This is a genomic window from Oribacterium sp. WCC10 (genome assembly GCF_900113415.1).
GTDB lineage: Bacteria > Bacillota > Clostridia > Lachnospirales > Lachnospiraceae > Oribacterium.
Map to the genome: position 1 here is coordinate 1 of NZ_FOPH01000022.1, position 14,594 is coordinate 14,594.

The window sequence follows — 14,594 nt, forward strand, 5'->3', positions numbered from 1 at the left end:
GTTTCCTTATTTTTATAATCATACTTAGAATATCCAAGATGGTCGTCCATCTCAGCTTCAAGCATCCCCTGAAGAGTATCGCCTAAAAGGTCTTTGAGCATATCCTGTATGTCCTGAGCATCCTTAGGCTGATAGTGCTCAAGCAGACTTGTGATGAAAGCTTTTCTTTCGGGATCCATTTTTCTTCTACGTGACATAAAAATATCCTCCTGGATTAATATTAATTCTAACATCAATCCAAGAGGATTATATCCTTCTTTAGGTTTACACAGAATAAATTACAGTCTTACTTGTGTATAGTTTTTGTAACTTGTGTCTACTTTTTGTTGACTAGTTCATAGTAAGCGCCAAGTGATAGGGCGGATTTCATCCGCCGGCTATTAGTGGAATAATAGAAGGACATATTGAGTACTATAGTCTCATGTCTTTCTAAGGTATTCACAATAGTAGATCATTTTACTACACTACCGGTTCATAGAAGTAGACTATTTTACTCTACTAGAGAAGGAGAAATAGTAACACAACTATGAATACGAGAGCGAAGAAACGCACTAACGAGGAGTGGCGCCAGATCATCCTCGATGCACGTAATAGCGGGTTGAGTGATTATGAGTATTGTCGCATAAACACAATCCCACCAAGTACATTTTATAGAGCAATCAAAAGATTGCGCCGGCTATCCTGTGATATCCCTGCCGGAGTAGTAACTCAGGACAGGCAAAAGCAGGAAGTCGTTCCAATAAATCTTTCCGATCTGCCGTTAACAAAGACAGATCAGATACAACCGGTCCCAGGAGTTGTCTGCGACAGTATGTCTGGTCCTCTTGAGACAACAATGCGGATCACCATAGGAGGCAGCACCCTCGAACTATCAAACAATGCAGATCCAAGGCTCATTGGTTCGGTAATAAGGATGCTGAACAGCTCATGCTAGGCGATATCTCCAGCGCAAACAAGATTTATCTTGTCACTGGGTACACCGACATGAGGAAGAGCATAGATGGTCTCATGGCTATAGTCCGCGATGCGTATAACCTTGATCCGTACAGTAACGCCGTATTCCTGTTCTGCGGAAGACGTGCCGACCGCATCAAGGCCTTGCACTACGAAAAAGACGGGTTCTGCTTGTTATACAAAAGGCTCGAAAGAACCTACGGTGAAGCATTCCGTTTTCAGTGGCCAAGGCATGCATCCGAGGTCAGAAATCTGACCAGGCAGGAGTTCCGCTGGCTGCTCGAAGGTCTGTCGATCGATCAGCCAAAAGCAATAAAACCCACGACAGAAAAACGAGACTTCTGAGCTATAGTCAGGTTGCACAAACTTTCCGAAATTGCACAAAGCTGTCCTCCGGCAGAAGCCCTAGAACCTAGGAAAAACGTGCTTTCAGCGGTATAATTATACCAGTTTTGAAAGGACGGATTTAGGCTATGTCAAAGGCAGATCTCTCAGAAAAGAACTCAGAAGAAAAAATCGAATACCTGATTAATGAGGTCAATTCCAAAGAGGCTGAAGTGGCTGAACTTCGTCAGGAACTCGCTGATGCAAAGGAGACCATCGAAGAATTCAAGCGCATGATCTTTGCTTCAAGGTCAGAGAAAAAGCATGTCGGATTCGATGATCCGAACCAGATGACTCTGATGGATCTTTTCAACGAGGCCGAGTTTGCATCTGACCCGTCTGCAGAAGAACTTCCGATCGAGCAGGTCGTTGAAGGCTATCTTCGTAAAAAGGCAGACGATAAAAAAAAGAAGTCAACCTACGAAGAAATGTTTGATTCTCTTCCTTCAAGGGAACTCAGATGTTCTGTGGCTCCCGAAGACAGGATCTGCCCGGACTGCGGTGCCGAAATGGAACGCATAGGCTGGGACTATGTTCGTACCGAACTGGAGATCATCCCGGCCCAGGTACGAAAGGTCGTTATCTATCAGGAAAAGGTAGCCTGCAGGAAATGTGCCGAAAGATTTGGCGAGGCATATTTCGTAGAAGCCGAGATCCCATCCGTTCTGATACCCAAGAGCTTTGCGTCTCCGACTACAGTTGCTTACGTCATGTATGAGAAGTACATCAACTCCATGCCACTGTACCGTCAGGAAAAAGCCCTGTTACAGATGGGAGTAAAGATCAGCCGCACAACCCTGGCAAACTGGTGCATTTATTGTGGTCTTAAGTACTTTAAACCTGTTTATCAGGTAATGGCAGGTCACCTCCTTGAAAGGAATTGTACGGCGGGTGATGAAACACCCTGCCAGGTACTCAAAGAAGATGGCAGGACAGCCCAGCAGAAGTCTTACATGTGGATTCATTGTTCCACAAACCTGGATGGGCTTCCGCCGATTATGCTCTATGAGTACAATCCGTCGAGATCAGGTTCTGTCCCTGAGAACTTTTATAAAGAGTACAAAGGGAAGTACGTCATAGCTGACGGATACCAGGGCTACAATAAACTGCCCAAAGGAACTGTACGTTGTGGATGCCTGGCGCATTTCCGTCGAAAGTTCTATGAGGCATTGCCGGCAGCCGACAGGAAAGCAGGCAAGTCCAAATCTCCTGCAGCCCTGATCGTGAATCTCTGTGACAAGATCTTTGAGATCGAGCGAGGATTCATCGAACTGACACCGGCAGAGCGAAAAATACAGCGTGAAAAATCCAAGGAGCGCGAGATCTGGAAAATGATCTGGACTGCATTGGATAACATCTCAGCCAGCTCAGGGAGCCAGTTGGGGAAAGCGCTGACCTATGCCCGAAACCAGAAACCATACATGGAGAATTATTTCCTGGATGGCGGTGTTCCGGTTTCAAACAATTTCACAGAAAGCTGTGGTGCAAGACCATACGCAGTGGGAAGGAAAAACTTCTATTTCCACGATACGCCTGATGGTGCTGAAGCAAGCTCCATTATATATAGCCTTGCGCAGACAGCGAAGTTAAACAACATAAGCGTCTTCAAGTATCTGCAAACGGTACTTCTTTACATGCCGGACTACATCAATGAGCCCGAGGGCATTGAGGAACTGATGCCATGGTCAGATAAAATGAAGAAGCTTTGTGCCATAAACAAAAAACCAACGGTCGAAGATGAATCGGGCAACCCGGCACTCTTCGTCTAGTTAGAGTACACGCGCTATCACTTGGCGCTTACAGTTCATAAAAAGAAACTTCTGGTCCAGCGGACCAGAAGTTAACAATTACTGTTATTAATGATTATAAAACAACAAATTCTTTAACAAAATTATCTCCAATTGAAATCTTTGAACATCCACAACCTAATTCATTTGATATTTTTCTCATTTCATCAAAGTCATTACTATTCATTTTATTTCCACAGTAGATATGCGAAGGCTTTACAGGAATCTTAACATTCTTTCCTGATAGCATAAAATCATCATCAAATGTAATATATCTCCATTCCCTTTCAAATTCCCATGATTCATCTTTTATAATATTTCCAATACAATGTAACCAATAAAAGGCATTCGTCTTATCAGCTATAATATTTTCAGGTTTAAATACTGTTTTTATAGTATTAGTTAAATCAAATTTTCTTTCCAAGTAAACCACAGGCTTTAGAGCCTGTTGAAACTCATCATCTTCTGTAAGATTAGAAAAATCATATTCTACACAAAAGCCTTGGTATTTATCTGCATAATAATACCACATCGGAAAATTATTTATATCTTCTGTAAAACAACCAACAAAACAATTTTCAAACCAAAAAAGAATTTGTTTTTCAATTTCATCAAGATATTTATCTACAGTTACATCATATTGCTTTAAATCAAACGTTTTCAGTAACTCATCTCGGTTCCAGTAGTAGCCTTTTGCATCGTATGGATCATCAAATCCTTTTATATGAGATACATATAATTGATTATTCCTTAATGTTTTTATTCTATTATCAGCAACTCTTTCAAATCGATATAGCTTTTTCGGAATATTGTCTCTTTTTATTTTATTTGCTTCAGACAACTTTCCATCGTGTAAGCATCCAATATAATCACCCTTCCACTTTTCGCTTGTCATTTTTCCATCTATCTCCAATTATTTCTTTTATTTAAGTGATTCATAATATGTTTTTATCTTCTTTGCCATTAGCTTTCTTCTTTGCTCTAAAAATTGAAGATAGTCATCTACTGTCATATTCTCAAACCCTTCCGGAATACAATTCATTTCAAGATTCTTCTTCAATTCCTCTTTGTCTGTAATCCCTCCATAAATACCCTTTCCGGTTTCAAGTTGATTCATTACCACAGACATATATTTCTTTGGAGCATCATCACTGATTTTAATATTTATCTCAGTTTGCAAATATGTATAATTAGCTATCTGGTTATACATACTTTTATTTGTAACACCATTTTTCATCAAGTACTTCTTCGGGAACAAGTGATGAATATCTCCACGCTCTTCAAGCATTGTTTTTATTTCAATTTGTTCAGATAAGAATCCCTTATCATGCGCATTAACTTGAGCCATGAGGAATACATTATAATACGGGCTACTAGCCACCGATGTATTAAGATGGTCTACCAGAGCATGATTCCAAAACGCATCCGATAAAGCCCCTGCCTCAAATTGTTCCAAATACTCAATCGGATTCTCATAAGACATAAATCGCTTAATATCATAATCAAACGACGATTCCGGAGATCCAGAATATCTTCCGGTAAGCATTGTCGCAACAACCCATCTGCGTACAGTTTTTTCAATAATATTTGAATCTATTCCACGGTTTCTTAATCCAATAAATAACGTGTATCCAAAGTTAAGTACATTCTGTGATCTTACAAGTGATGCCTTTTCAATTCCAATTGATTTTAGAATCATCAAGTAACGCTTGAAATTCGTCTCGTTTACCACCGAAAGGACAGCATCATGCAAATCTTTAAACGATGCTTCCGCTATTTCATCCTTATATTCACGAGTTTCAAAATCACGCCCTGATAATAATGCAACTAAATCAGACAGACGGCCTCTTACAAATTTATAGGTAAAAGCCACTCGAAGTACATCCGTATAATCAGGAACATATATATCCTCATTTTCTTTAACTACCCATTTAATTTTATCAAATTCAGGTTTTTCAGCAAACTCCATATCATTGTTCTTAATAAGTTCATAATCAGCCGGAGATTGCATAAAATGACAAAAATAATCAATAATTTTTCTTGTTATGTTTCCGCCATAAATCTCATTACTTGAAATCTTACTCATAGCAAAATCAGCCTGAGATAAAACAACTCCTTTTGAATTTATTCGAATGAAGATATCTGTAACTTGTTCAATATCTAATTCATGAGAAAGATTAATTACTCCAAGATTATTATTTTCTATGCTTTTAAGATTCGTAATTATCCTTGATACTTTAGATTTATCTTCATTTGCAGCAAGTCCATTTTTATCGCAGTATTCCATTACAAAGCTGAAAACATCAAATGATGGGTTAAATATCTCTGATATATCACTTATGTACTTTACATCATTAGTTGTCGCTGGTGTAGCAACATCAAACTTCTCTTCAAGAGGATTAAACGCAATCTTAATGCGTTTCTTTTTATAATCAGAATCCACAACTTCCTGCCCTACAATAGCAGCCGTTAAAGCTGTAATTCTTTGCTGTCCATCAATAAGAACCTTCTTTCCTATCGACATTGTGCCATCTTTAAGCTTTACATCTGGATTCTGCCAAACAATAATATATCCAACTGGATAATTCTGGTACAAAGAATCAATAAGATCTCTTACTTTTGTGCTGTCCCATACAAACGGTCTTTGTATCTCCGGGATTGCTATTTCACCATTTTTAATACTTGCCAACAATGAACTTACCGCAATATTATTCACGTCATACTTTGCCATTTTATTTTCCCCTTATGCCACTTCTTTATACCTCATATAAACATACTCATATATCTTCTGCCTATATTCAGATATACGTATTTCATCATAACACTCCGGAAGTTCCATCCAAAGAGTATCTCTTATAAGATTATCAATCTCTGCTTTTGTTTCTTGCTTATCCGTCCAGTGATCCAATTCTGCAATTCTGCCTTTAATCTTCTCAAGTAAATCTACAGCTACCTTTTTAATAGCTTTGATGTCTTCCTTTGAAAGATTCTCATTAAACAACAAATCATACAAAGACAGTTCTTCGTCACTTGAAAATCCCTCACGAACATAACGTTGCTCCTCTTCGTTCATGGAATTTGCCAAATCCATTAAGTCCATGAAAGTCTTTTCGATATTTGCTCTGTCCTGCTCCTGATTATACTCTTCGATAATCTTTTGATATCTTTCATAATAATCTACACGTGAAGGATTTTCTTTCAGCATTACATCTATTCGAATTTGAATAAGCTCATCCAAATCTTTTAAGACAAGATTCTTTTGTTTAACTTTCGCAAACTCTCTACGTAACAAATCAAAGTCAATCTTCGATATATCAAAACGTTTTGCCTGTTTATCTTCCACTGTATGAGTATCAATTTCAATATAATCACTTAAAATCCCATTAATCTGAACCATCAAATCAACGGTATCTACATGCTTTTTCTTTTTCTTAAGTTCATCAAATATAGCAATTATCGCATCCTTGCGTTCACGATCAGCTTGTGATATATCATCTCTATCCAAATACTTCATCATACGTGTAAGTTCAGTCGCGTAGGTCGCAAAACGTTTTGCTGACTCCTTACTGTCAGATACAGCATTTGCCGCCGTTTGTAACATACCAAGCTTTGTAAAGTCTTTAGCATATATCAAATCATTTAACTCGAAATCTTTTTCTTCTAAAAACTCTTCAGCAGAAGATATCACTTCAAGCACTCGTGTAATAAGTTCCGCTTTGTCTACTGTAGGATCAGTGTTTCTTCCACCTATATTTGCAGTATAATCCGCAAGAGCTTTTCTTAACGCTTTAACAATACCAATATAATCTATTATCAAGCCATTGCTTTTTCCTTCATTCACACGATTAGCACGAGCTATAGTCTGCATCAAGGTATGTGCTTTTAGTGGCTTATCCAAATACAAGCAAGACAAACACTTTACATCAAAGCCGGTAAGCCACATTGCGCAAACGAAGACCACGCGTAATGGATTATCGGAATCTTTAAATTCCTTATCCAACTCACGCTTTTCCATCTTTGCTCTGTGAACCTTAATATCTAAATCCCATTTTTTGAATGTCTGGATTTCGTTTTGTTCCTGTGAAATCACAACCGCCATCTCGGTTTCTTTCATCCACTTAATCTTTCGATCTAATTCAAGCACTTCTTGCTGAGATGCAGTTCTTCTTTCTTCCTCTAATCTTTCAATTTCATCTTTCCAGTATTCCTGAACGAAATTATACATACGTACACATGTAACTTTATTAAGGCATACAAACATCGCTTTTCCGCTCGTCCAAAGGTCTGTATAATGCTGTACAAAATCCTTTGCAACCGAACGAAGTCGTGGCTCCGCAGTTAAAAGATGAATTTCTTTCTCAAATTCATGTTCTAATTTTTCCTGCTGTTCTGCATCTAAATCGGCAGCTTCAATCGCATCCAGTATTTCATCCGTAATCTCAGGATTATGGATATCAAGAATCTTCTCACCGCGATTTTCATAATATAAAGGAACTGTTGCCTTATCTTCTACAGCACGCTTAAAGTCATAGATCGAAATATAACCACCAAATGTACGCTCAGTAATATTGTCACTTGATAACAATGGTGTACCTGTAAATCCAATTCTTGAAGCTGTAGGTAGTAACCCAACCATATTATCCGCAAATATACCATACTGACTTCTATGCGCCTCATCAGACATGATTATAATGTCATGGTCAGGATATACAGGTTCTGTAGGCTTTTTATTAAACTTCTGAATAAGAGTGAAAATAAAACTTGGATTCCCTTTTAGTTTTTGTACTAAGTCATCTCCACTTGTTGCAGTAAACTGCGATGCCTTTGTTTTCCCTAAAAGGCCACAATTCTCAAAAGTATCACTAATCTGTGTATTTAATTCTTCTCGATCTGTTAAAACAACTATCGTAGGGGAACCGGTAAACTTCCTACGTATTTTCTGCGATAAGAAAAGCATCGAATAACTCTTTCCCGAGCCCTGAGTATGCCAAAAAACGCCCAGTTTACCATCATTAAGCTTACGTGCTTCATAAGCCTTTATAGCTTCATTAACACCCAAATACTGATGATTCCTTGCAAGAATCTTAATAGTCTTTCCACCAGAATGATCATAGAGGATAAAATTCTCCAACAAATCAAGGAAATTGTCCTTCTTACATATACCTCTAAGCATAGTTTCAAGAACCACGTTTCCTTCGTCGCTCTCATTTAATCTCTTCCATTCATGGAAAAACTCATATTTACTTCCAAGAGTACCTATCTTTGCTTCCACTCCATTAGAAAGCATCAAAAAAGCGTTGTAATAGAACAGATGCGGAATTGTATCCAAATAATCTGTGTAGTTGTCAGTATATGCATTCTGAACATCTACGGAATTCTTCTTAAGTTCCACAAATAATAGCGGGATACCATTAACAAAGCCTACAATGTCTGTTCTACGACGGTACAAATCACCATGAATTTTCATTTCCTTTACTGCCAGAAAATGATTTCGTTCCATATCATCCGGATGCTGGAAGTCAATAACCATGGCTCTCTTTTCTTCCGTCTGCCCATTTGGTTTCTTTTCCGTAACCGGAATACCATCTCGAATAAGGGAATACTTTTCTTCGTTTATCTGCATTAAAGATGAAGTTGATAGATGTTTTTCAAAAGTGTTCTGAGCTTCTATTACCTGTGCATCTGTAATCCACGGATTGAGCGTACGAAGTGCCTTCTGAAAATATCGCACTAAAAGGATATCCTTGTAAGAACTTCTTCCAAAAGTTCCATTCTTTCCAAGGACTTCTTGGTTATATGCCATCTCTACCTGCCACCCTAACTCTTCTTCTAGCAGATGTCCGGCACTTTCTTGTACTAATATATTTTCAGAATAATCGTAGCTCAACGTCATTCCTCCTATAACAAATCTGGCAAAGTTGGATCGCATCTTTTAGCATTTGTGTGTGCTAAAACAGTTCCCACTCTTGTGATTTCAAATGAACAAGGTATTCCTTCCCACCAATTTCTAATCTTTTTAAGCGATTCAAACGAATCCCATTTCTTAATAAACTCATCTTTTACGTTATTTAGCATCATTTCATCTTTAGAATACAATTTCCAAACTTCCTCTAATGCTTTTGTCTCAGTTTCAGTTAAAGGTCTCAAATCCGAGGTGATGTCGTTTGATATAAATAGATTTTTTATAGAATCTTTTGTAACTATCTCCAACCTAACAAATCCATCGATAAATTCATTTCTAACTAAAATATTAGTAGATAATCCAACCTTTGTGATTAATTCAATTGCTTGCTTATACTCCTCAGAATCTATTTTTATTCCAAGACACGCATATCCATTTAATTTCTCACAATAATAATCTCTAAATTTCTTGAAAGTACTAAATGAAGTCATTCTAACTGCTCCAAGAACATCTAAATGATCAATCCAGTCTCTATCACTTGGAAGATTTATATATAATAACTTTGAAAATAATCCTTCAAGCACATTTAATCCTTCATTTATATTTCCGCTAACTGGAGAATACCTATTAATTGCATGAGCTACTGTCAAACCGCAAAGTGCATCATTATCAATATCATCAACGATTTCAACTGCTTTTGCAATTCCTACGCGATTTTTTCGATCTGCTCCTTTTTGAACATGGCACATAAGTAGTTCTGATAACAACTCATAATCATCTTGTCTTTCAGTCGCAGCAGCCGTTTGTTGGGCTTTCCTAAGCAAAATCTGAAATGCCGGATCACCAAACGCATTTACTGCCGCTTCAACTTGCATTACTCTAGGAATAACTGCCATTTCCAGTTTTTCTAGTCTCGAATTCGAAACAGCATATGCTTCTTTCGTATATTGGTCTAACGCTTGAGGAATCATTTCAGCAAAAACACTTCTTACCCTCTCTTCGCTGATTCCTTGATTTATAATCATTGTACCAACCTGAGTCTGCATAGAGTCTTTTCCTGCAACCTGTCGCTGAAAAGTATTATCTTCTGATTTTTCCAACTTGTGACTGTTCAGCCTTTGAACCAGCTTTTTGAACCTGTCTAAGATTCCCATTTATACCATCCCCTTCAATATTGTTATCTATTTCGAGTTCTTGTTCCTGTTTTGCTTTATCTTTTGCAATCTGCTTTTGCAATCCATTCTTCTTTATACCTATCTTATAACCAACAAAGCCGCCAAATATAATACCCACAATTAGCATTACAATCTCAGTACCAATTCCTTGAAAAAACCATTCATACCACATATCACACCTCTATTTCTCCGTTCATAAGCTTTGGAAGAAGTCTATCACGAACACCAGCCAACTTGTTATTACTCATACTAAGAGCAAATATTTTCTCAAAAATAGGCTTACAAAAAACGTAATATGCTTTTCTCAACTGCTCATCCGGATAAAATATTTTTATATTTCCAAATTTTGTCTTATTAACATTTGTCATAGTAGCACCATTACTTCCAACACCATCTAACATAGTTTTCAACCTTCTCATAGTAGAATATACATAATATACATCATCCTCATTACTCAAAATGATACTATTTATCTGCTGGTTCGTCTGACATGGTTCAACAGCTATATTCACGAGACCAACTGTTGCAATACAGGAAACCATTATTCCATTCTTAGGAATAAATTTATTCTTTTGGGTATCGGCACCTTCTTTTGTTAGTGTTGATTCTGTGGCTATCGGATAAACACAACCATGCATATCTGGTATTTTTACAAAAGGTATATCTCCTCCATAATACTGCTCCTTCGATGTGGACGGCGTTTTTCCCGTTACAATTTCTCCTAAATCAGAGATCTTTTTTCTTTCCCATCCTTCCGGAACACCATCAACAATTTTACAATCCTTATACCCAGGAAATCTCATATCAACAAACCATTCCTTGTAAAGTCGCTGTGCAGCCTCTTCTAATAGTTTGATTTGTTTTTGGTTGTTTTCAATGAGATCATCATATACTGATAGCATATCCGCAATTTTATTTTGAATTGCTATATCAGGTGCAGGAAACTTTATTGTTGATAGTTTGTTCCATGACAGATTATCTTGTGCTGCCCCCTGCGAGATCTGCTTACAATCCTTCTGTAACATGTCAAAAGAGTATTTGATAAATTTAACATTCGATATACCCTCATATGGCTGAAACCCCATAATACTGTCTGGAAAGCAAGCGTCTATTCCTAATATTGCTGTGTCCGCAATATTGGCAGCTATGGTTATACATAAAGTTCCCACTTCCCATAGCTTACTTTGTGATAATCCCTTATCATTATATGTACTTTCATACTCTGTCAAATATAGATTAGCAGCTTTAACATCAGCAGTTTGAACAAAAGGATATTTTCCACCAAACAACGATGCATCATTCCTTGGCCTGTGTTTTGATTTTCCTCTTGATATTGTACCAAGTTCATCTAGTGTTTTATATTCCCAACTCATTCTTCCATCTCCTTCTTCTGGAGATAGAACATCTCCTTCTGTGCTTCTATTTCCGCTTTCAATTCTTCTTCTGATGGAAGATATAGCTTGTATTTTGATGCAAAAAGCTGTTCATTATCATGAAGAACCGAATATCTTGCGATATCTTCATCTGTATCAGAACATAAAACGATACCAAGAGTTGGATTATCATCTTCTGATTTCTTCAATTCATCATACATACGGATGTACATATCCATCTGTCCTACGTCCTGATGTGTGATTTTCTTAGTTTTCAAATCAATCAACACAAAACACTTCAGGATATAGTTATAGAATACTAAGTCAATATAATAATCTTCTTTTTCTGTATGGATATGCTGCTGTCTCGCAACAAAAGCATAGCCTTTGCCAAGTTCCATAAGAAACTTTTGAAGATTATCAATGATGCACTGTTCTAAATCCGATTCCAGATATGACGTATCTTCCTGCATACCAAGGAACTCTGCAATCACCGGATTTTTTATAAATTCAAGTTTATTCTGATACTGACTTGTAAGCTCCTTCATTTCCTGCTCTACTGCGATTGGATTTTGTGTTTTTAACATTCTATAGTAATACTGTGTAGAAATATTTCTCTGTAATGTACGTACACTCCAAGCCTGATTGTATGCTTCATTTTCATACCATTCTCTGGCATCTGTATCTTCTACTTGTAACAGGACTCTGTAGTGCGTCCATGACAGCAACTTAGATTGTGGACTCACTGAGTCCACAATCTGAGGATACTTCTGATAAAATTTCGCAAACTTATATAAAGAGCTCTTATCAAACCCTTTTCCATATTCCTTTGTCAATTCATCTGACAAAGATGCAATGATTTCTTTACCATATCTGTCCGTACGTTCACCACTTAATTCCTCTTCTACTATTCTTTTACCAAGGAACCAGTTTCTCATTACCAACACAGCATTCACTGATTGAAAAGCTCTCTTTTGAGCAGAATCAATAATACTTTTTACATCAGAGACTATGTCAGCTGTTTTTTCGTATTTGATTACTTCTAAATCTTGTCTATCTTTCATAGTCCCATCTCCTTCATATTCTGTGAGATGGCATCCATCAATTCATTACTTTCAGCTTGAAGCGAAAGTAACTCCTGATGAATCTCTGCCATTCTTTCTTCAAAGTCCACCCCATCATCTTCTACCGGCGCAACACCTACATATGCTCCAGGAGTTAATGACCAGCCTTTATCTTCTATGCTGATATCATTTTCATCTGCTTTCTTATCACTCGTTGTATATGCAATCTTACAAAGTCCTGGGATATCCTGATATTCGCCATCACCAAATTTGCTATAAAGCCAATGTGCCTCTTTTACTATTTTTGCAATTTCTGTAATGTCTGCTATCTTTTCATCCCATTCTGTCTGAACACGCTTCTTATCTTTTCTATCTGCAGCCTCGACTGCTTTTTTAGAGTTCTCTTTTAATGCTTTTAGTTGCTTTTTTACAACCTCTATTCCCTCCCCAAACACATCATCATTGACATCATTTAATCCGGCTTCTCCAGTTTCAGAAACCAAAGTAGCAATTGTAGTTTTATATTCTTCAAGCAATGCCTGATACTTCTCTGGCTCACCCCTATAAAGCCATACAATTGCATTTAGATTCTTAAGCTGCCATTCACTCCATTCATTTAATGTACGATCGACAACTGTATAATAATTTCTGGCATCAATAAATAAGACCTTATCCTTAATAGCATCAGATTTGCCTTTATCATAGAACCATAATGAGCAAGGCAAACTCTTCGTGTAAAAGAAATTATTTCCAACAGAAATCATGACATCCACATGTCCGGTCTTAACAAGTTTCTCTCTAATATCCTTGTCACTTCCCTGGCTATCTGTAGCAGATGAAGCCATAACAAAGCCGGCACGTCCCGTTTCATTCAAATATGCATAGAAATAAGAAATCCATAGATAATTTGCATTTCCGATTTCTTTCTTTTTATTCTCTTTTGGAACACCAAATGGTAACCTTCCTGCATTTGTAGCTGATTCTGCTTTAACCTTATCAACGTTAAACGGTGGATTTGCCATGACATAATTACACTGTCCTTCTAGGTTATGTGCATCATGATAAAAACTGTTTGCTTCGTCTCCAGACTTAATCACGCCCGTAAGTCCATGCACAGCCATATTCATCAAGCAAAGCTGGGCATTATACTTAACCTTTTCCTGACCATAAAAAGTCATGCTTGAATTAGCCTGTAATCCTGCTTCATTTACAAAATCACCAGTCTGAACAAACATCCCACCTGAACCACATGCCGGATCAAGAAGAACACCCTGCTTAGGTTCAAGAATATTAACAATCATTTTTACAAGTGACTTTGGTGTAAAGAAAACACCGTCATCAGATGCAATATTCTTAGCGAATTTATTTAGGAAATACTCATAAATACGTCCAATAACATCACCACCAACCTCATCTAGTGCATTGTTATTGAATATTCTTAAAAGCTCTCCAAGCAACTCATCTGAGAAATCTGTATAGCTTTTTGGCAGAACACCTGTAAGTTGCTCACTCTGCTGCTCAACCAAATTCATTGCATTGTTTACTACTTCACCAAGACTTGCCATAGGCTGTCCATCAACATTTACTAATCCCATTGATGAAACATTTGAAGGCAAATTAACAAGATAACTAAACTGAGCCTCTTTAGGAAGATATAGTGCGCTTTTGGCTACAAAGTCGCTAGCTTCAACAGGCATTTGTCTTCCGTTTCTAACGGGTCTTGTCTTTAATATTTCCTCTTCAACCATCTTAAATCGGCTATATGCATATCTAAGGAACAGCAATCCAAGCACAGGCATGCAATACTGATTTGATGTTAATTTTGAACCTGCACGGAGTAAGTCTGCAGATTCCCATAAGTCTGATTCAAGTTTTTTTATACTTCTGTTATCCATATCATTATCCTAACTTTCTATATTTTGCTGTGGGCATATAATTGTCCCATCCTATTTTCA

The 14,594-nt window shown here is 37.4% G+C and carries 12 protein-coding genes; 3 read left to right on the plus strand and 9 right to left on the minus strand.

The window, feature by feature from the left end:
* The coding region (locus BM294_RS13360) for a transposase (RefSeq protein ID WP_442950786.1) at positions 1 to 197 on the minus strand (197 nt) is incomplete at its 3' end.
* A 329-nt stretch (positions 198 to 526) separates the two neighbouring features.
* Here BM294_RS13360 and tnpA point away from each other — a divergent pair.
* The 3 genes from tnpA (at position 527) to tnpC (ending at position 3,107) form a co-directional block, all read left to right on the plus strand.
* Complete coding sequence (gene tnpA, locus BM294_RS16885; protein WP_091209291.1) at positions 527 to 934, plus strand: IS66 family insertion sequence element accessory protein TnpA; 408 nt, start codon at positions 527 to 529, stop codon at positions 932 to 934.
* On the plus strand, positions 928 to 1,299 hold the full coding sequence (gene tnpB, locus BM294_RS13370; RefSeq protein WP_091209293.1) for an IS66 family insertion sequence element accessory protein TnpB: 372 nt from the start codon (positions 928 to 930) through the stop codon (positions 1,297 to 1,299). The genes tnpA and tnpB overlap by 7 nt, the downstream gene beginning before the upstream one ends.
* 128 nt (positions 1,300 to 1,427) lie before the next feature.
* Positions 1,428 to 3,107, plus strand: a complete 1,680-nt coding sequence (gene tnpC / locus BM294_RS13375; protein WP_091209295.1) for an IS66 family transposase — start codon at positions 1,428 to 1,430, stop codon at positions 3,105 to 3,107.
* Between the two features lie 94 nt (positions 3,108 to 3,201).
* Here tnpC and BM294_RS13380 read toward each other — a convergent pair whose 3' ends face one another.
* From BM294_RS13380 to BM294_RS13415, 8 genes are read right to left on the minus strand one after another with little or no spacing between them, the layout of a single operon-like run.
* A complete protein-coding gene (locus BM294_RS13380; protein ID WP_091209298.1) occupies positions 3,202 to 4,020 on the minus strand; it encodes a DUF2971 domain-containing protein in 819 nt (272 codons plus the stop codon).
* A 27-nt stretch (positions 4,021 to 4,047) separates the two neighbouring features.
* Positions 4,048 to 5,856: a GmrSD restriction endonuclease domain-containing protein gene (locus BM294_RS13385; RefSeq protein ID WP_091209300.1), complete on the minus strand. Its 1,809-nt coding sequence runs from the start codon at positions 5,854 to 5,856 to the stop codon at positions 4,048 to 4,050.
* Between the two features lie 12 nt (positions 5,857 to 5,868).
* Positions 5,869 to 9,012: a type I restriction endonuclease subunit R gene (locus tag BM294_RS13390; RefSeq protein WP_091209301.1), complete on the minus strand. Its 3,144-nt coding sequence runs from the start codon at positions 9,010 to 9,012 to the stop codon at positions 5,869 to 5,871.
* A gap of 11 nt (positions 9,013 to 9,023) precedes the next feature.
* Positions 9,024 to 10,181 carry an LPO_1073/Vpar_1526 family protein gene (locus tag BM294_RS13395; protein WP_175494688.1) on the minus strand — a complete coding sequence of 386 codons (1,158 nt, stop codon included), beginning with the start codon at positions 10,179 to 10,181 and terminating at the stop codon, positions 9,024 to 9,026.
* A complete protein-coding gene (locus BM294_RS13400) occupies positions 10,108 to 10,374 on the minus strand; it encodes a hypothetical protein (protein ID WP_175494689.1) in 267 nt (88 codons plus the stop codon). Before BM294_RS13400 ends, BM294_RS13395 begins: the two co-directional genes overlap by 74 nt.
* Before the next feature lies 1 nt (position 10,375).
* Positions 10,376 to 11,575, minus strand: a complete 1,200-nt coding sequence (locus BM294_RS13405) for a restriction endonuclease subunit S (RefSeq protein ID WP_091209305.1) — start codon at positions 11,573 to 11,575, stop codon at positions 10,376 to 10,378.
* The gene (locus BM294_RS13410; protein WP_091209307.1) at positions 11,572 to 12,639 is read right to left on the minus strand and encodes a PDDEXK nuclease domain-containing protein; all 1,068 of its coding nucleotides are present in this window, start codon (positions 12,637 to 12,639) and stop codon (positions 11,572 to 11,574) included. The genes BM294_RS13405 and BM294_RS13410 overlap by 4 nt, the downstream gene beginning before the upstream one ends.
* Positions 12,636 to 14,534: a class I SAM-dependent DNA methyltransferase gene (locus tag BM294_RS13415; RefSeq protein WP_091209309.1), complete on the minus strand. Its 1,899-nt coding sequence runs from the start codon at positions 14,532 to 14,534 to the stop codon at positions 12,636 to 12,638. The genes BM294_RS13410 and BM294_RS13415 overlap by 4 nt, the downstream gene beginning before the upstream one ends.
* Between the last annotated feature and the right edge of the window lie 60 nt (positions 14,535 to 14,594).

Bases quoted from the DNA above. Each gene is read 5' to 3' on its own strand.
- tnpB (WP_091209293.1), top strand. From the start codon at position 928: ATGCTAGGCGATATCTCCAGCGCAAACAAGATTTATCTTGTCACTGGG.
- BM294_RS13395 (WP_175494688.1), bottom strand. From the start codon at position 10,181: ATGGGAATCTTAGACAGGTTCAAAAAGCTGGTTCAAAGGCTGAACAGT.
- BM294_RS13385 (WP_091209300.1), bottom strand. From the start codon at position 5,856: ATGGCAAAGTATGACGTGAATAATATTGCGGTAAGTTCATTGTTGGCA.
- BM294_RS13410 (WP_091209307.1), bottom strand. From the start codon at position 12,639: ATGAAAGATAGACAAGATTTAGAAGTAATCAAATACGAAAAAACAGCT.
- BM294_RS13415 (WP_091209309.1), bottom strand. From the start codon at position 14,534: ATGGATAACAGAAGTATAAAAAAACTTGAATCAGACTTATGGGAATCT.
- BM294_RS13380 (WP_091209298.1), bottom strand. From the start codon at position 4,020: ATGACAAGCGAAAAGTGGAAGGGTGATTATATTGGATGCTTACACGAT.
- BM294_RS13400 (WP_175494689.1), bottom strand. From the start codon at position 10,374: ATGTGGTATGAATGGTTTTTTCAAGGAATTGGTACTGAGATTGTAATG.
- tnpA (WP_091209291.1), top strand. From the start codon at position 527: ATGAATACGAGAGCGAAGAAACGCACTAACGAGGAGTGGCGCCAGATC.
- BM294_RS13405 (WP_091209305.1), bottom strand. From the start codon at position 11,575: ATGAGTTGGGAATATAAAACACTAGATGAACTTGGTACAATATCAAGA.
- tnpC (WP_091209295.1), top strand. From the start codon at position 1,428: ATGTCAAAGGCAGATCTCTCAGAAAAGAACTCAGAAGAAAAAATCGAA.